Genomic DNA, 17,632 nt, shown 5'->3' with positions numbered 1-17,632 from the left:
CATGACTGCCTTGATGAAGCCGGCGGGCGCTACGCGCCCTTGTCTCCATCAAGGCAATCCGGCCCTTGATCAGGCCGCTTCCCAATGTGCTATGGCGCGGAATTTACCGGTCGCCTGGTCGATCTGTGGGCCTACCATCATGGTGTGCGGATCGACTTCAGCCGGCCCGGCAAGCCAACCGACAACGCCTATATCGAGACGTTCAACGGGTCTTTCCGGGATGAATGTCTCAACATTCACTGGTTCGCCTCGCTGCCCGAGGCAAAAAGGCAGAGTCGATGGGCCACTCAGCGGGGGCAGATCAAGTGTATTCAATCATATATCTATCCAAACAAATCAGTTGATATTATTCTGCATGGCACCAACCGTATCTCGCAAGCTGCTGAAATGCGCTGCGCACAGCCATTTTTGGCAGTGCCGCAGAATGTCTCATCCATTAAGCGCAGGTCTGCACTTACTCTTCATTGATTTGCGAAACCCGGCCTTAACTCAGCGTCGGCATCACGAATTCGGCTCCGGCCCGAATGCCCTTGGGCCAGCGTAGAGTGGCGGTCTTCAGCCGTGTGTAAAAGCGCACCCCTTCAGGGCCGTGCATGTGATGGTCGCCAAACAGGGAACGCTTCCATCCCCCAAAGGAGTGGAAAGCCATCGGCACAGGAATAGGAACGTTGACGCCGACCATACCTGCCTGGACCCGGCTCAAAAACGCATGCGCCGTATCGCCGTCGCGGGTGAAAATCGCAGTTCCGTTCCCAAATTCATGCGTGTCGATCAGGTTCAGCGCCTCGTCGAAGCTCTCGGTGCGCACGATCGACAGCACTGGACCGAAGATTTCCTCGCGGTAGATACGCATGCTGGGCGATACGTGATCGAACAACGTGCCGCCAACGAAGAAGCCCTTCTCATAACCCTGGATGTTGAGATCGCGCCCGTCGACCACGAGCTTCGCCCCCTCTGCTACGCCGGTATTGATATAACCAAGCACCTTGTCAGCGTGTTCGCGCGTGACAAGCGGACCCATCTCGGCCTCTGCTTCAGTTCCCGGACCGACCTTCAGCATTCGAATCTTGGGTTCAAGCCGCTCGATCAGCGCGTCCGCCGTCTTCATGCCCACGGGCACGGCAACGGAGATGGCCATGCAGCGCTCGCCGGCTGATCCATAGGCAGCGCCCATCAGCGCATCGACCGCTTTGTCGAGATCGGCGTCTGGCATCACGATCATATGGTTCTTGGCGCCGCCAAGCGCCTGAACCCGCTTGCCGGCGGCAGTGCCACGATTATGGACATACTCCGCAATGGGTGTGGAGCCGACGAACGAAACCGCCGCAATGTCAGGATGGTCGAGAATTGCGTCCACGACAGGCTTTCCGCCGTGGATCACTTGAAAAACACCGTCCGGGAGCCCGGCTTCCGCCAACAATGCCGCCAGTTCGTTGGCAAGGCTCGGATCCCGTTCCGAGGGTTTAAGGATGAATGCGTTGCCGCAGGCGAGGGCTACGGGGAACATCCACATCGGTACCATAGCCGGGAAGTTAAAAGGGGTGATGCCCGCCACCACACCGAGGGGTTGGCGAAAAGAGACAGCGTTGATGCTGTTGCCGACCTGTTCAGAAAATTCGCCCTTGAGCGCTTGGGGGATACCACACGCAAACTCAACCACCTCGAGACCACGGATCACCTCGCCTTTGGCGTCTGAGAGAATCTTGCCGTGTTCGGCCGTGATAATGGCCGCAAGTTTGTCGAGGTTGCGTTCGATGAGGTCGCGGAACCGAAACAGAGTGCGAGCACGAACATGGGGTGGTGTAGCGCTCCAGCCGATGAATGCCTTGCAAGCGGCCTTTACCGCAAGTTCGACCTCGGCGGAGCCGCCGAGCATCAGGTGCCGTGTAATTTCACCTGTCGCCGGATTGAAAATGGGGGACCGACTGGTCGATGGGCATGACTCGCGACCATGAATGACATGATCGACGACGGTTAGTTCGGACATTGAGAATTCCTTGAGTGGGATGAAATCGGACGATTAGTTCACGCCCTTCGTATGTAACGGTGTGAAATTTTGGGAGCGGTGCAGCGTGACAGCGATCGGCTCTCTGCTAATGCGCCTAGCTGCAGGAGGCGCTTGCAAACGAGATGATCCGTCCTGTCATTGCATGCCGCCGCTAGCCCAGAAAGCAGCGACCGGATCGTCGGCCCCGCGTCCGCCGCGCAGCTTCATACCCTCATACATGCCGTCATCCTGGCAGGTCGCGGGCAGTGTTTTTGTCCAGTCTTCGACAAAGCGGCGATGGGCTATTTTCCAGACTCCGTCTCGGCGCTCGTACCGGTCGAGATAGCGCCCGCCGGACAAGGTCTCGACTGGGTTGTCCCCCTTGCCTAGAACGTACAGGAGGAGGTAGCTCTCGCCCACGGCGACATCGCCGGAGATTTCGTCGAACTCGTTACTGAAATTGTGCGCCGTGCTGGCAAGATTTTCGCGCAGCTCGGTCAGTATAGCCGGCATCCACTGACTGACCGGACCACCGCCCGGGACGTCGAATACTGCATCGGGGTGAAAGACGGAGGCAAGGAGCGCTTCGTCGCAGCGATCCACTGCGCGAGCATAGGCGCAGCGAAGATTGTGGAGGGCGAGATGGGTCAGGGCCTCATCCAAGGCAGCGGGCGTGTTGGTCATCTGTTGGATCTCCTGCTTGATCTCCTCGCGGAACGCCTGAAACATTGCTTGGCCGAGGTCAGCCACTCCGTGCGTGCCTCGTGGAAAGGCGCTGGCAGGCACCACCTCGCTGGTCGGCGAATTCATGTTCCAGTCCAGCACGAACGTGCGGTGATCGATCCGCCACCCGTTGTCCGTGCGGATATGTCGGTCGAGATATCGGCCTCCGACAAGCCGCTGCGTGCCCTCGTCACCTTCGGTTGTTCGGATATAGCCGACGAAATAGCTTTCCGATCGCGCACGATCGGGGCCATCGAGCGCGATCCACATGTTCGACGAGTTATGAAACATCGGCGGTGCGCCGGCCATCGCCTGCATGAGACCCGCACCGAAATCGGCCGCCGGCCCGTCGAAGGCGCCCGAAGTGATTGTACCACCCGGCTTATAGGTCGATAAGAACAGATCGAGATCGTTGCGATCCACACCTTGGCTATGGCGGGCAAGGTTGGCCTTGATCGCTTGACATGCTGTCAGCGTTGCAAGGGTATATGTCATTCGTACTCCACTTCTTGAGCGGGATCAGAGATCGAGCCGAAATACTTAGATACCCGATCACTCGAACTGCATCTGTTTTGCTGAAATCAGTGCGGTTTCGGATTCCCGAAATCCGATGAATGCAGCCGATAAAAATCGCGTGCCGTCCGCCAGAAGACAGCGTCAGATTCGTCTGAGCTGGCGCCAGCCATTAGACGCTTGAAGGCATTCAGGCCGATCTTGAAGCCGTAACTCCCCTTGTCGACGGGGAAGTTGCTGCCCCACATGCAACGGTCTGTGCCGAACTGTTCAAGGCAATGGTCAACCCATGGCCGCCAGGTTCGGGCGAGCAATTCGGAATCCGGCGCGCAGGAATTTGCCTCAAGGCCGAAGCCCCAGAAATGCATCCCGAGGCCGCTCAGCTTGACTTGAACATTATCATACTGGGCAAGTTCGATGATGCCGAGCCGCCAATTGTCGAAGACGTCCTTGCGTGCTTCATATTCGCGTATGCGGATACCGCCGCCGCAATGGTTGAGCACGATGGGCGTCTCTGGATAGGCCCTGGCGAGCCGCGCTATGTCCGAAAGCTGTGGGAAGAACGCCCAAGCCTCGAAGTTCAGCCCGAGCTTCGATAGTTGCGCAAATCCGGATCGGAATTGTGCGCTGTCGATCATGTCCGCAGTCGTGGGATAAGCAGGGTTCAGAAGGCTCTTGTCTTCGTCCCAGCACAAGGTCTGGCGAACCCCGCAATATCGCCCGCCATGCACCGTAAGCCCGCCAGCGGCCGCGATCTCCTTTTCGAGGACGGGCTGCACAGCGTCACCAACCATCAGGTCGGCAAAGCCGACGATACCGGCGCAAAGCCGCGAAGGTCCATAAAGTCCACTGGCGCTCATCGCGGCTACGCCATTGGCGAACTCGACCTCGCCAACGGGCTGCGCGTCGACGGGACCGTCGCTGCGCAACATGGCCCGGGCCTGGACATAAATGGAGGCGCGCACGTCGTGACCCGTCGCGACGTCCTCCAGATAGTCATGGAATAGGTAGCGAATGCCAGTACGTTCATAGAGGTGATGATGCGTGTCGATGATCAACTGGCCGGGATCGATCACCGGCTCGTCATGCGTTGCAAGCCAATCGGGGCGAACGGGCGCTTGGGTTACGGACGCACTCATGCCTTCAGAACCTCATTATTTTTTCGGACATCGCATTGGCACGTCGCGGTCGCCTATGCCGGTGGCGGGACGGCGCTTGCGAGAAGCGATCACTGAGGCAAAGCGCAGTTGCCCTGCCAAGGATGCGAAATTCCGCCAACGAGCCGAAATCCCGCATCCCGAGTAGCCTTATTCGGCTGCGTGCTCCTGAAGGGCCCTGGCGGCCTCAAGATGGTTGTGCCAGTTTCCCTCGACCCAGCGCACGAGCTGGCCTGCCTTGTGCAATTTCCACCCGTCATCCGTCCGGGTGAAGTACATGTCATAAGCGCCGCTGATCAGCCAATAAGGGCTGCCATGTGCTTCCTGCTTGTAGTGGCCGGCATGCATGACGGCATAGCAGCGTGCAGTATCACCGGTGACGTCAATGCCTTCCGGGACGAGGATATGTTCGGTTGCGGTCAGCTGGCCGTGGAACTGAAAGACCTTCTCGACCCACTCATCGACCGTGAAATGGATTTGGGTCATGCCCGCGACGGTCGGAGAAAAGTCCATTTCGATTTCATCGGTATAGCATGTGCGAAGCAGCGCATGATCGCGAGAGTCAATCGCCTGCGCATAACGCCGAACGATGTCCTCGATCTCGGCCCTGTCGAAGAGCAACCTGACCATCGCCTCGAGACCGCCGGCGCGAGCTGCGGCGAAGCTTTCGACCGAGCTTTGTGTATTTGACATAGTCGTTCCTTTTCATGTGCGGCCGTAGTCCGCGCCTCAGTCGTGACGCGCGGCCAACGACAGAAACACCGACACGCAAAGCGTGCATATATTTGCAGTCACTGCAATATATCGCTATAGAGATATCTCCGCCAGCGAGTACAGCCAGCGGCCCTTGGAAATCCCATATGGAATATATGTTCTACAGGGCTGTCGGATCGATCGCCGACGGTGGTAATGTCACCTTCGACAAATCGTCTGCGCCTCGCGGGAGGTCCGGTCATCAAGCCAAATAAAATGACCGCAGGTGCTTGCTGTCTGCATGTTGAGTGAGAGGAGAATTTTGATGAAGAACAATATGGTCAGTGTAGCTGATCGGGCTTCCGACGATGAAACGAAGCGGTTCAGCGATGGTGCGGTGCTTGTTCGCCCTGACAGCTTGCCGTGGACTCCGATTCCGGGATGGGCAGAGGGCATTGATTTCAAGCTTCTGAACGTTGTGTGGGATCGTCACATTTTCGTGGTGATACTCCGGCTCCACCCCGGCATGAGCGCGGTGGGCCATTATCATTATGGTGTTGCCCACGCATGGGTTCTCGCCGGCGACTTCACATATGAGTATGGCGATGTTGTCGCTGGCTCGTATCTCTACGAAGAAGATGATCTCGTGCATGAGGCCGTCGCTGGTCCCAACGGCACAACGGTCATGGCCGTGATGTTTGATGGCATTGGCCCGGTTGGCGAGGACGGCAAACCCGATCGCGAAAACGCATTCGACTGCCTGTTCATGTACAACCTCGCCAAGGAAAATGGGGCTGCAAACCACATTCCGCCGCCGCCGGCTTCTTTCAAGAAGCTCGAACTTTGGCGGACCGCCGACCAGTACGAATATGCCTGAGTGACGCGCCTGTGCCTTGGCCCACGCTGCAGGAAACTCCGTGGGCCAAGGCGCAAAAAGGCACGGCATTTACACTGGGAGGAGATTGGAAAATGCTTCGGGCAGGTTTACCAGGTCATCAATATTCGACGGAACGTTTTTCCGGCTGCAGCGATGCGGAATGGCAAGTACGATGCGATCTGGCGGCTTGCTATCAGTTGGTCGACTTTTACGGCATGTCCGACATGGCCGCGACGCACATCTCAGCCCGTGTACCGGGAGACCAAGAGCATTTTCTGATCAATCCTCTTGGCTTGTTCTTCGATGAGATCACGGCCTCGTCACTGATCAAAGTCGACGTCGACGGCCATGTCATCGAAGGAAACAGTGCGGATCTCAACCCTGCCGGTTTCGTCATTCATAGCGCTATTCATCTGGCGCGGCCCGACTTGATCTGCGTACTGCACACGCACACTCGCGCGAACAATGCAGTGGCGATGCAGGCGGATGGGCTGCTACCGCTGACGCAAAAGGCGCTGCTGCTTTGGGATTATCTGCGCTATCATGACTTCGAAGGCGCGGCGCTGGACCTCAGCGAGCGTGAGCGCATCGTGCGCGACCTCGGTGATGATGGTCGCATCCTGATCCTACGAAATCACGGTGCTCTTACGGTTGGAGCCTCGGTCGCCGAAGCATTCATGTGGATGTACAGGCTCGAGACATCCTGCCGCTATCAGGTCGATGGCCTCGGCGGAGGGCGCGAGTTAAACATCCTTACGCAAGATTCCATCGAACACACGGCCCGGCAGGGTCGCAAGATACTCGGCCCTGGCGGTGCACTTGAGACGGGGCGTCTCGAATGGCCGGCGCTGCTTCGCAAGCTGGAGCGGGAGCGGGGCACTAGCTTTCGGGGCTGATCGCCACAGGATTATCGCTCAACTTTATTGGACCGCCGACAAAGCGGCGCGAAGCTGCCAAGATATAACCATAGAGAGGATGAAGAATATGGCGAGGCCATTGCGCGCGAAATTTGCCCGCGCCCGCTGCGTCGATCTTATTGCGGATACGTAACCCCACTCTTCCGCAAATGGCGACCGCTTCTTAAGCTGCGTCTTAAATTCCACAACATTCTTAAATCCCGTTTCGCGTCTTGAAACCGGGCGGTGTGTCGTTGTGCCTAACAGCTTTTGAGTCCGCAGAAGTTTCAATGAATCGAATTCAACTTAGTGCCGAATATTTGGAAAAGTGGGCACTTCGACCGATATAAAGGGAGGGTAACATGAAAATAGGCAAAAAATGGATTCTGCTTACAACGGTCTCCGCGTCGATCTGCGGGCAGACTGCGTTCGCGCAGACTGCTGCTCAAACACAAGACATGGTGCCGCAAGACGTGGCACAGCCGACCGCTGATATTGGCGATATTATCGTGACGGCGCAGAAACGCGAGCAGAATCTAGCGGACGTGGGCGCGCCGATCGTTGCGATTGGCCAGTCTGCCCTTCAGTCTCGCGGTGTGGTGAGCCTTGCGGACCTCGCCCAAGTGATTCCTGGCCTGAGTTTCTCTACTTCGCAGTACGGAACGCCGGTTTATACGCTTCGAGGGGTTGGCTTCACCGATGCCAGTCTTGCGGCCTATCCGAGCGTGACGGTCTATCTCGACCAGATTCCGCTTCCGTTTCCCGTGATGGCATCACTAACCAACTTTGATTTGGAGCGCGTTGAAGTCCTCCAAGGGCCGCAGGGCACTTTGTTCGGATCAAATGCAACCGGCGGCGCCATCAATTATATTGCGGCCAAGCCAACTTCGGAATTGTCGGCTGGCGGAGCCCTGACATTTGGCCGCTTCAACCAGCTGCTGGTAGACGCGCATGTCAGCGGCCCGCTCAGCGACACACTCAAGGCGCGTATCGCGGTGCGTGCGAACCACGCTGATGACTGGCAGTACAGCTATACCCGCGATGCCACTTCTGGAAAGACCAGTACGTTGGCAGGCAGAATGCTGCTCGACTGGGATCCAACAGACCGTTTGAGCTTCCAACTGAACGTTAATGGCTGGCGCGACCGGTCGGATCCCCAGCAGCCGCAGGCGTTTGCCCTGCAGACACAGGTGCCGCCGACACCCGCAGTAGAGCTTAATTACCCGTTAGCACCGCATGAGCCTCGGGCCGCAGACTTCAACGCCAACCTTCCGATTTACAATCGAAGCTGGTTGTTACAGACATCGTTGCGCAGCGGCTATCAGATCAGCGACGACATCACGCTGACATCGCTTACATCCTACACGGATGCAAAGCGCGATGCGCTTGTCCAGGGAGACGGCGTTCCCTTTTCGCAGTCCGACTATAAGCAATATGGTACGATGAAGAGCTTCTTCCAGGAACTGCGCTTGGATAACGGAGCAAGAGGGCGTGTGCGTTGGACAGCCGGTATCAACTATTCCAAGGACGATGTTCGCGAAGTTGACACTTCATATCATGCCGATGGATCGGTTCAGAATGTGGGTCTTGGTGTCGGCGTGCAAGGGCGTTACACCCAGTTCACAGACAATTACGCTGCATTCGGCAACGTCGAGTTCGACATTTTACCAAACCTGACGGCAAAGGCGGGTGCGCGCTATACTAAGACAAATCGCGATGCCACGTCATGCACCTTTGACGGACGTGACGGCATCCCAGCGGCATTCTTCCAAAATCTACAGAACGCGCTGTACCAGGTTATCTCCGGGCCCATTCCCGCAGGTGGCCTACCAGTGTTGGGGCTCAATTCGTGTCTCTCGATCGATCCAAAAACCGGTCTGGCGGGTGAGTATGCCGGCAAGCTCAACCAGGACAATGTGTCCTATCGGTTTGGTCTCGACTGGAAGATCAGCGATCCGGTCCTGCTGTATGCAAACTATTCTAAAGGCTACAAGGCTGGCGGCTTCCCAGCGGTGCTCGCTTCAGCATTTCCGCAGTACAATCCGGTCGTTCAAGAGTCGCTGATAGCCTATGAAGCTGGCTTCAAGGCGCAGCTTTTCGATCGCAAGATTTTCGTCACTGGGAGTGCTTTCTACTATGACTATCGTGACAAGCAGCTGCGTTCGAAGGTAATCGATCCGATCTTCGGCGCGATTGACGCTGTCGTGAACGTACCCAAATCGAACGTCAAAGGCTTCGACCTGTCACTCTCGTCCAGGCCGATCCACGGTTTTACATTTTCAAGCTCAGCAACGTATCTAGATACCAATATTGACAGGTTCGTGGGCGTTAACGCGGGCGGACAGACGGCAGATTTCTCGGGAACGCCGATTCCTTTCTCGCCGAAATGGTCGGTTAACGGTGATCTGGAATATAAATTCCCTGTGACCACGGACATTTCCGCATTCCTCGGAGGATCGGTCACCTACCGCAGCCAGACCAATTCGTTGGTCGGCGGAACAAGCGAGTTCACAGTTCCGGCTTACACGCTTTTCGACCTGCGTGCGGGCGTCGAGTCCGCCGATAAAAAATGGAAGGCCATGCTATTCGGAAAGAATATCTTCAACAAATACTACATCAGAGATGTAATTCGGCAATATGACTATGTTGTGCGGTTCACTGGGTCACCAGCGACTTATGGCGTGACCGTCAGCTACGGTTTCTAATCGTTGACATTTACGAATGGGGCGGCCCTGATCAATGATCGGAGCCGTCCCTTGCGTCGGAAAATTCCGCGAACGTGATTGCGGTGGTGTAGGTCAGCTCTGGTGCACCTAGAGTCCTCAGTGAGGAAGAACCCCTCCGACTTCAGTCGGATGCTGGCTTCAGCCTTGGACTCGGCAGATCACCTGCGCCCTCAAAGCTTCTGTTATGGTCGTCTGGCACGAACAGCAGAGCCTGCTGAGCTGACGTGATGGTCAAGCCCGCGCGCGCGCTGCAACCGTCCGGCGCGCCGGCGCGAAATCGGCAGCTTCGATCGCGTCGAAGCACTCTCTCAACCGGATCTGCAGCGAGCGGTGTTCCTTCTCGTGGAGGCCGATTTGCTGAGCCACCCGGATTGCGCCTGCCGACAAAGCGGAGATCATGCGCAGCTTGGTCGACATTAAGGGATCTGGCCATATTCTGGTGAGGCCGCTCATGACGGCGGTTTCGATCATGAGGAAAGTGAGCTGCTTTTGCGTTCGCAGCGCTTCCGTCGAGTTCCAGATGCGGTCTGTCACCACCATGCTATCGGTCTCATACTTCGGCACCAGCTTTAGCAAGCTGTCTCGAGCAAGCTGGAAGGGCGGTTGGCCGTTCGCGGTTTCAGCAATCGTCGGCTCGATGTCAGTCACGAAATTGCCATCGTGAAAGAACATCAGAATGTCATATTTGGTACGAAAATAATGGTAGAGCGTGCGTGGCGATATTTCCGCCTCTGCAGCGACCGCCTCCAGCGTGGTGGAGTCATAGCCCTGCACGTCGAATAGACGCAGTCCCACCTGCGCAATGCGCAGGCGGGTTTCTCGGCTCTTTTGCTCCCGCAATCCGGTGGCTTTTCGCTTTGGTCCGTCACTCATCGCATCAATTTGGAGAAGGTTCGCAGATTAGGCAACCGAATGGCCGCCGGTAAAACTCCATATGTATTTTCTCGTCCTTCAGGGTGCGTTTCCGTGCAGCAGTGGCCGGTCAAGCGGTACATTGAGGGGCGGCCGCTCTGAACAATGAAATCGAACGCAGAGGTGCCATCGCGAAACAAAGTGATTGGAGTTTGTCATTAGCAGCCACGATATCCTTAGACTGAAGGCCCGCAGTCACCCGCTGCGAGCCTCACTTTCCGAAGAGATGCATGTTCGAAAGCTTCCGCCATTTGCGGCGCCAGCAAGGCTCATGCAGGTTCTCACGCTTGTTGGAGAGCAGGCCGCCGAGGAAAGCCGTGCGCATGTTCAAGCCCTATGCGAGCGACACGGTACGGGGGCCTCAACCGCCGGGAAGTATTTTGTGTGCAAGCTCGGCTCTCTGGATTTTGTCTGGGAGCAGCACACTGAGGTCGCGAACTATACCTTCATCTGCCACGAGAATAGCGACATCACCTTGGGTGTCGAACCGTTCGGCAATTGCGCTCGGGAATGGATGGAGGATTTGCCGGGCCGCATCATTCGCGCAACCCAGATCGCATTGGTGTCGGAAAATGCCCCGGCCGAGACCGCCGATGCCATACGCGCCTCCTTTTCGGCGCAGGATGTGGTGGTGTGCGACGTCGTCGAGGGGCGCGCGCGGGTCTGGTCCGACTTTCGCTTGCACGACGATGGGTTCGGCCGCCTTCTGGTCGTCGATAAAGGGCTTCAGGGATGCGAGGCGGCACAACTCGTTCAGCGGCTGCAGGAACTGGGCAATTATCGCAACATGGCACTGCTCGGACTGCCGGTCGCGCAAAGGCTGACGCCGCACGTGACCGAGCTCGAGAAGAGATTAGCCGTACTGACCGCCGACGTGGCCGAGCGCATGTCGCAGGATGACCGCTTGCTCGATGAACTGGGCTCTCTCTCCGCCCAACTCGCTCAGCTGATGGCCGAGAGTCAATATCGGATGAGCGCCACGCGGGCTTACGCCCAGCTTAGCAGCGATCGCCTGCAAAGCCTTAAGATCGTGGCGGTTCCTGGCCATCAGACCCTCGCAGATTTCACCGAACGGCGCCTTACGCCGGCAGCGCGCACCTGTGCGTCCTTTTCCCAGCGCCTAGAGGACATGTCGCAACGCGTGGCGTGGACGAGCTCACTTCTACGAACCCGAGTGGACACCGCGCTTGCCAAGCAGAACCGGGATCTGCTCGACTCGATGAACCGGCGGACCCATGCGCAATTGCGGCTGCAGCAGACGGTCGAAGGACTGTCGGTGGTCGCGATCAGTTACTATCTGGTCGGGCTGCTGGGCCACCTTTTCAAGGCTGTGGCTAGGGCCGCGCCGGGCTTCCAATATGAGGTGGCGGCAGGCTGGTCGGTCCCGTTCGTCGCGGCACTGGTTATGCTCGTGATGCGCCGTGTGCGCAAAAACTTCCACGCAGATTGATTGGCACCGGGACGGCCTCAATCAACCGCATCTGCGACATGAACTGTTCTGGGCCGCGCATAACCATGCTTCGTTGCGGCGCTTCTTGCGCCCCGAGACATCCTGATTCCCGGACATCTCTCGGCGCTTAACCACGGTCAGCTCGCTCGCAACAGGTTGCGTGCCACGACCCAACGATGAATCTCGCTTGGCCCATCGTAGATTCGCATCAAGCGCACCTTCGCCGCCATGAGATGAAGGGGCATTTCCTTACTCGTGCCCATCGCGCCGAAAGTCTGCATGGCGTCGTCGACGACTTTTGTAGCCATTTCGGTCGCCTGAAATTTTATCATCGAAACAAGGGTGCTCACATCCTCACCGCGATCCAGTCGCCATGCGATGTCGAATGCCAGAAGTTTGCAGCTGCGAATCCCGGCCGCAGCCTCGGCAATCCACCATTGAACGGCCTGGCGGTCGGACAGCGGCTGACCGAAGGTCACGCGCTCTTTTGCGTGCGCAATCATCATTTCCAGCGCTCGTTCGGCGATCCCGATCGACCAGCTCGCAATCTCGAGCCGGCGCGTCGCGAGACGCGTCTGCATCGGACCAAAGCCTTCGCCCTCAACTCCCAGCAGAGCCCCCTCCGGCACGTCGACGTCGTCATAAACGACCTCGTAGGTGTAGGTGCCGCCGATCATGCGAATGGGACTACCGATGGTAACGCCGGGTAGATTCTGATCGACGAAGAAGGCCGACATTGCTGGCTTCGACTGATCCTGAGGCGAGGTCAGCGCCATCACGATGGTGAAGTCGGCCTTGTCCGCCTTGCTGATCCAGATCTTAGTGCCGTTGATCCGCCACCCTGTGTCGGTGTGCACTGCTCTGGTTCGCATGCGCCGAGGATCGGCCCCGGCACCCGGTTCGGAAATGCCGATCGCTGATATTGTCTCGCCGGCCGCATAGGGCGCGAGATATTTGGCACGCTGCTCGGTGCTCACCACCGCCATCATCATTCTGAGATTGGGTGAGTCTGGCGGGAACGTATATGGCACGATGGTCCGGCTAAGCGCCATGTTGACGGCCGCGATCACGCCATGTGGCAAGTCCGCGCCACCGAATTCTTCGGGTGCATCCATGCCCCAAAGACCGAGCTCCTTGCTGCGGGCATCGATCCTCGCAAGGTCCTCCATATCGAGAATCGCTTCGCCGCCATGTGCTTCCTTTTCGAGGACCTTGCCCTCCAGAGGCATGAGTTCGTCGGCGACGAAACGCTCGACCAAGCTCACGATCTGCTGATGATCTTCATCCAATTCGAAATTCACGACACTTCCCCTGGCAAGTTCGCAAAGATGGGTGATCGGCGCTCGCGCGCGGCAGCAACACCCTCGTCAAAGTCCGGAGACACAAAGAGCGGTCGTTGAAACGCCAACTCGCTCTCCACTGCGGCAGCAAAGGCTTGCCCATCATGTCTGCCTAGCAACTGCAGGGTCGCATCGAGCGCGGCCGGCGAATTTTCAGCAATTTCGCGCGCGAATACCATGGCCACCTCATCGAGGTCGTCAGGCTGCACGAGGCGATCAATCATGCCGATTGAAAGCGCTTCCTCGGCCCTAAAGCGCCGCCCGGTCAGAAACAGTTCGCGCGCTCGGTGCTCACCCACGAGTCGAGGCAGCGTATGGCTGAGCCCAAAACCGGGAGAGATACCGATCTTCACAAAGTTGGCCTGGAACCAGGCATCTGTTGCCCCAATGCGGATATCGGCGGTCAGGGCCAAGCCCAGACCACCCCCTACCGCCGCGCCGCGTATAGCGGCTACGAGAGGTTTACGGTGCGCGGCCAGTCGCGTAGCGGCTTCGTAGATTGGCTTGGGATCGGGGCGGTTCCCGTCCGAGAAATCCGCGCCGGCACAAAAGTGCTTTTGGTTTGAGGTGATCAAATAGGCGCGAATGGCCGGATCTGCATCGAACGACGCGACCAGATCCGCGATCTGGGAGATCATGTCCCAGTCGAAATAGTTAGACGGCGGCCGGGACAATATGATGCGGCCAATATGCGAGCATGTGTGAAAGGAGATGCCGCTGCTGCTCATTGCGGCGACTCCCGCAAAAGATCCAGCTCTTTCAAAATTTCGTCTGTGTGCTCCCCAAGTTCGGGGGCATGGTATCGAATTCGAAATGGAGAATGGCTGAAACCGATGGGAGACCGGATCGAGCGGTACGAATCCCCGGAAGGATGCTCCAGAGTTGCGAACAACTTCACCGCTTGGACATGTGGATCGTCGAAGATATGCTCGAGTGCGATGACGGGCATGCACGGTATGTCCGCGCCTTCGCAGAAGGCGATCCATTTCTCGTTTGTGTAGCGCACGGCTTCAGTTCGGATGTGAGCATAAAGCTCGCCGAAATGTTCCTGGCGCGTCTCGATCGTCCGAAAGCGTGGATCAACTTGAAGGTCGGCGCGGCCGGTGAAGATGAAGAAGTCCTGCCAGTTCTGGTCGGAATAGGGCAGGATGCACGCGTATCCGTCCGCTGTCTTGAATGGCCGCCGTTCCGCGCTGCGAATGCGCGGATAACCGGGCTTGCCGCGCGGCGGATCGAAGGAGGCGCCGCCGAAATGTTCAATCAGGTTGAAGTCGACGGACACCTCAAACATCGGGACTTCGATTGCCTGTCCTTCGCCTGTTCGGAATTTGTGGACCAATGCCGCCAGAATAGCGTTTGCCATGGCCTGTCCGACGATCTTGTCGCAAATGACTGAGGGCGCGTAAGCGGGTGCACCGGTCAACTCCTCGGACAATGCCGCGAACCCGGAAGCTGCCTGGATCATGTCGTCATAGGCCGGCTTGGCAGCATATGGGCCGTCAGCGCCAAAGCCATAACCAGCGCAGTATATGATGTCTGGCTTGATGGAGCGGCAACGCTCATAATCAAAACCGAGACGCTTCATCACGGGCGCTCGCAGATTATGCATCACCACGTCTGCCGTCTCAAGCAACCGCTCGAGGGCCCTTTTCCCGTCGTTGGTTTTCAGGTCGAGGACGATCGATCGCTTGTTCCTGTTGAGATTCAGGAACATGCCGCTGATGTTTTTGGTGAGATGTGGCCGATGTGCGCGGACACTATCGCCGACCGGGCTTTCGACCTTAATAATATCTGCGCCCAAATCACCAAGAATACGGCTCGCAAAGGGGCCCATGATGACTGTTGAAAGGTCAACAACACGGACGCCTGACAAAATATCGGTCATACGCGGACGCCTCGCGCCGCGTGGTCGATTGGTTCATAGTTCACGGGTATTCCCCTCGCCAGCCGGCAGCATTGACCACGCGTGCCACTGCCTTTTCTCTTCCCGATTAGACTTATGCCGGAAGAGGCTGAGCGAACAGAGCTTTGCCCAAAAATCCCGTATGGAATATCAGGATGAGTTCAGGCGGACCGTCGACCGATCAGTCGGGCGACAGAGTCCTTCATATCCTGGATGATCGACTCACTTTTTGCTTCAACATGATCGAGCCGTCCGGCGATAGAAAGCGCCATGTGTTGCCATCCACCGGTTACAGCTTCTGGAAGCGCAACTGCGATCGCTCCGTTGTCCGGGCTGACCATGCCGTGCGATATGAAATGGCCATCTTTTTGCGCACGTTGAACATTGGTCTTTACTTCCTCGAGCGACATTGATTCCAGGCTCTCGTCTTTTTGCGCCTTTGTCCTGTGCACGAGCATGCGAACTTCGCTGTCAGGGAGCTCGGCAAGCAGGACGATACCTGCGGCGCTGCTTACAGCATATCGTCTGGCATTGAGCGTTATGTGCACATCGCCTTGGCGCCGATGCTGGACGACATTTAGGTACCGCACAAAAATTCCAGCGCGGGTCGTGAGACAAGCAGCCAAGCCTGATCGTTCTGCCAGATCCTCGAGCAGAGTGACGATTGAGCCATCTCGAAAATAGCCCGTATCGCGCCAGGTTGCCAAGACCGCGGTGCGAATGGAGGGCATGTAGGTCTTCGTGGATACCTCGAAATCGAGGTAGCCCAACTTCACGAGGCTCGTCAGAAGCTTCGATGTAGAGGATTGCGGGAAGTTCAGGCAGCCGGCGATCTCATTCGCTCTGGCCGGGCGCCGGATTTCATCGAAAAATTCAAGAATGCGAAGTGTCCGGGCCGCTGATTTGACCGCTTCGGGAGCGGTCGCAAAATCTTGCAGCATGGGAACAGCAGACCAGGAACTTGGATTTTTCATGACGGAATTGTATCGCCAACCAGCGGAAGGTCTAGTGCGTGATCAAGTGCCCATTGAAGGAATACGATTTCTGCTACAGCATCCTCAATCACCTATGGTTCCACCCTCAGTACGGAGACCGGAAGGCATATGCGGCAGACGCATGTCGGCGCGACAAGACGCCGTAACTATGCCGGAGAATACCTTCCCAGTGGGTCGATCGGCTGACTGGGGAAATTCGAGAGACGCATCTCTGCGTGGAGGGCGCCTCCAGTTTTTCCCTCGCCTGACCGACTGGGTCGACGCCTACGTCCGCGCCGTTGCCTTTCTTGGCGGCGGCGCGCGGCTGCTGGTGCCGGATAACGCAAAAGTCGCGGTGATCAAGGCTTGCCTGATGCGCTCGTTACGTTGCCACCTATGATAGCAAGGCCGAAGATCAGCGCGGCTTTCCGCCAGACCTAAACTACTTGTGGGACACGATCATCTGCGTGTCGCTATGATATCGCAACGGCGCAGCACCATGTATTTCGAATCCGACGACCGGGCACGGCTGATAGCGGCCTTCGGGCCGTCCGCCGCATAAGCATCCAGGGCGGGCGTCGTGTTTCTTTCAGCGTCCCAATATAGAGAGCCCTGCCGCAGCGCATCTTTCGTCTTGTTTGTCGCTAGCGCCGGAGACCCCGATTGCCCCGACTACCAGCTCATCCACCAGAATTGGCATACCGCCTGGAACTTCAGTCAGCCTCGGCCGGCGGAGCAGCCCCTCGCGCACTGCTCGGGGCTCCCTCTCGAGCATCTCCGACAACTCGCGGGTGGCAACTCCAAAGCTTGCGGCGGTCCACGCCTTATCGATCGAAAGATCAATCGAGATGAGAAAGCTTCCGGGCATACGTCCGAACCCGGCCAAGTTGCCGGCCGTATCGACGATCGCGACACTCACTGTCACGCCCATGTCCGCAGCGCATAAAATCGCCGCCTCCATGATAGCCTGAATGGCCTGAATGGCCAACGTCCCGGGCGCCGTTTGCGCCTCCAACCACGGGTTCACCCGATAGCCTTATGATATGGGCTCGGCTTCGCCGGGTCTAGCGGCATCGGCTCAACGACCATTGCCGAAAGAGGAGTGATACGACAGGCGAGCACTACACCGGCGGCCTCCTCATGGAGAGATATCCGCTGTCGGCTCATCGGTTGAGAAGCGAACTCTCCCTTCAACACGCGAATGCGGCAAATTCCGCAGCCGCCGCCACGGCACCCGATGGCAATGCCGGAATGTCGCGACATCATCATCGATCTGAGCAAATTGGTATTCCCGTCGCTCTGAAACGAGATTCCGAGCGACGGGATATCAATACAATATTTTGACAACTCTCTTTCGATGGGAATTGCCTTTTTTTCAGCTATAATCATAAAGTTATCGTAGATTTTTCATCGACATTTTTATAATTGTCGAGATTATAGCGTATATGCGCAGATAAAAGGTCGCATGCGGTATTCGGATC

Annotated in this window: 15 protein-coding genes and 2 pseudogenes; 6 read left to right on the top strand and 11 right to left on the bottom strand. The window is 57.4% G+C overall.

All coding sequences use genetic code 11. The annotated features are described in order from the left end of the window. Window positions 1-93 precede the first annotated feature (93 nt). A pseudogene (locus ASE00_RS22940) lies at window positions 94-273 on the top strand (integrase core domain-containing protein); the annotation flags it as partial. 211 nt (window positions 274-484) lie between these two features. Here ASE00_RS22940 and ASE00_RS09770 read toward each other — a convergent pair. The 4 genes from ASE00_RS09770 to ASE00_RS09755 form a co-directional block, all read right to left on the bottom strand. Further along, entirely contained in the window at window positions 485-1,987 is a 1,503-nt protein-coding gene (locus tag ASE00_RS09770) for a CoA-acylating methylmalonate-semialdehyde dehydrogenase (protein ID WP_056379761.1), read from the bottom strand. Between the two features lie 156 nt (window positions 1,988-2,143). After that, complete coding sequence (locus ASE00_RS09765; protein ID WP_082594599.1) at window positions 2,144-3,205, bottom strand: nuclear transport factor 2 family protein; 1,062 nt, start codon at window positions 3,203-3,205, stop codon at window positions 2,144-2,146. 86 nt (window positions 3,206-3,291) lie between these two features. Then, window positions 3,292-4,362, bottom strand: a complete 1,071-nt coding sequence (locus ASE00_RS09760) for an amidohydrolase family protein (protein ID WP_056379757.1) — start codon at window positions 4,360-4,362, stop codon at window positions 3,292-3,294. Window positions 4,363-4,530: 168 nt separating this feature from the next. Next, window positions 4,531-5,010, bottom strand: coding sequence for a nuclear transport factor 2 family protein (locus ASE00_RS09755; protein ID WP_235538617.1), 480 nt, complete (start codon window positions 5,008-5,010; stop codon window positions 4,531-4,533). Between the two features lie 388 nt (window positions 5,011-5,398). On the opposite strand from ASE00_RS09755, the gene ASE00_RS09750 reads away from it, so the two are divergent. The 3 genes from ASE00_RS09750 to ASE00_RS09740 all read left to right on the top strand — a co-directional run bounded on the left by ASE00_RS09750 (window position 5,399) and on the right by ASE00_RS09740 (window position 9,551). Beyond that, window positions 5,399-5,950: a cupin domain-containing protein gene (locus tag ASE00_RS09750; RefSeq protein WP_056379754.1), complete on the top strand. Its 552-nt coding sequence runs from the start codon at window positions 5,399-5,401 to the stop codon at window positions 5,948-5,950. 92 nt (window positions 5,951-6,042) lie between these two features. After that, window positions 6,043-6,846, top strand: a complete 804-nt coding sequence (locus ASE00_RS09745; protein WP_082594598.1) for a class II aldolase/adducin family protein — start codon at window positions 6,043-6,045, stop codon at window positions 6,844-6,846. Window positions 6,847-7,208: 362 nt separating this feature from the next. Then, window positions 7,209-9,551 (top strand): TonB-dependent receptor, encoded by a 2,343-nt coding sequence (locus ASE00_RS09740; protein WP_056379752.1) that lies wholly within the window; start codon window positions 7,209-7,211, stop codon window positions 9,549-9,551. Between the two features lie 252 nt (window positions 9,552-9,803). On the opposite strand, the gene ASE00_RS09735 is transcribed toward ASE00_RS09740, so the two are convergent. Beyond that, window positions 9,804-10,445: a TetR/AcrR family transcriptional regulator gene (locus ASE00_RS09735; RefSeq protein ID WP_082594597.1), complete on the bottom strand. Its 642-nt coding sequence runs from the start codon at window positions 10,443-10,445 to the stop codon at window positions 9,804-9,806. Window positions 10,446-10,629: 184 nt separating this feature from the next. On the opposite strand from ASE00_RS09735, the gene ASE00_RS09730 reads away from it, so the two are divergent. Continuing rightward, window positions 10,630-11,934, top strand: a complete 1,305-nt coding sequence (locus tag ASE00_RS09730; RefSeq protein WP_268801352.1) for a DUF3422 family protein — start codon at window positions 10,630-10,632, stop codon at window positions 11,932-11,934. Between the two features lie 137 nt (window positions 11,935-12,071). On the opposite strand, the gene ASE00_RS09725 is transcribed toward ASE00_RS09730, so the two are convergent. The 4 genes from ASE00_RS09725 to ASE00_RS09710 form a co-directional block, all read right to left on the bottom strand. Then, on the bottom strand, window positions 12,072-13,235 hold the full coding sequence (locus ASE00_RS09725) for an acyl-CoA dehydrogenase family protein (protein ID WP_056379749.1): 1,164 nt from the start codon (window positions 13,233-13,235) through the stop codon (window positions 12,072-12,074). Then, a complete protein-coding gene (locus tag ASE00_RS09720; RefSeq protein WP_056379746.1) occupies window positions 13,232-14,002 on the bottom strand; it encodes an enoyl-CoA hydratase/isomerase family protein in 771 nt (256 codons plus the stop codon). The genes ASE00_RS09725 and ASE00_RS09720 overlap by 4 nt, the downstream gene beginning before the upstream one ends. Next, window positions 13,999-15,159: a CaiB/BaiF CoA transferase family protein gene (locus ASE00_RS09715; RefSeq protein ID WP_056379745.1), complete on the bottom strand. Its 1,161-nt coding sequence runs from the start codon at window positions 15,157-15,159 to the stop codon at window positions 13,999-14,001. The genes ASE00_RS09720 and ASE00_RS09715 overlap by 4 nt, the downstream gene beginning before the upstream one ends. A 179-nt stretch (window positions 15,160-15,338) precedes the next feature. Further along, on the bottom strand, window positions 15,339-16,151 hold the full coding sequence (locus ASE00_RS09710) for an IclR family transcriptional regulator (RefSeq protein ID WP_082594596.1): 813 nt from the start codon (window positions 16,149-16,151) through the stop codon (window positions 15,339-15,341). Between the two features lie 194 nt (window positions 16,152-16,345). Between ASE00_RS09710 and ASE00_RS24445 the strand changes: the two are divergent. Continuing rightward, window positions 16,346-16,521, top strand: a pseudogene (locus ASE00_RS24445) (IS21 family transposase); the annotation flags it as partial. A gap of 219 nt (window positions 16,522-16,740) precedes the next feature. Here ASE00_RS24445 and ASE00_RS09705 read toward each other — a convergent pair. Continuing rightward, window positions 16,741-17,139 carry a GlcG/HbpS family heme-binding protein gene (locus ASE00_RS09705; RefSeq protein WP_235538616.1) on the bottom strand — a complete coding sequence of 133 codons (399 nt, stop codon included), beginning with the start codon at window positions 17,137-17,139 and terminating at the stop codon, window positions 16,741-16,743. A 35-nt stretch (window positions 17,140-17,174) separates the two neighbouring features. Next, window positions 17,175-17,540, bottom strand: coding sequence for a 2Fe-2S iron-sulfur cluster-binding protein (locus tag ASE00_RS09700; protein WP_056379741.1), 366 nt, complete (start codon window positions 17,538-17,540; stop codon window positions 17,175-17,177). Window positions 17,541-17,632 lie beyond the last annotated feature (92 nt).

This window comes from Sphingomonas sp. Root710, assembly GCF_001429065.1.
In the GTDB taxonomy this organism is placed as follows: domain Bacteria; phylum Pseudomonadota; class Alphaproteobacteria; order Sphingomonadales; family Sphingomonadaceae; genus Rhizorhabdus.
This window is presented reverse-complemented; position numbering and strand designations above follow the sequence as displayed.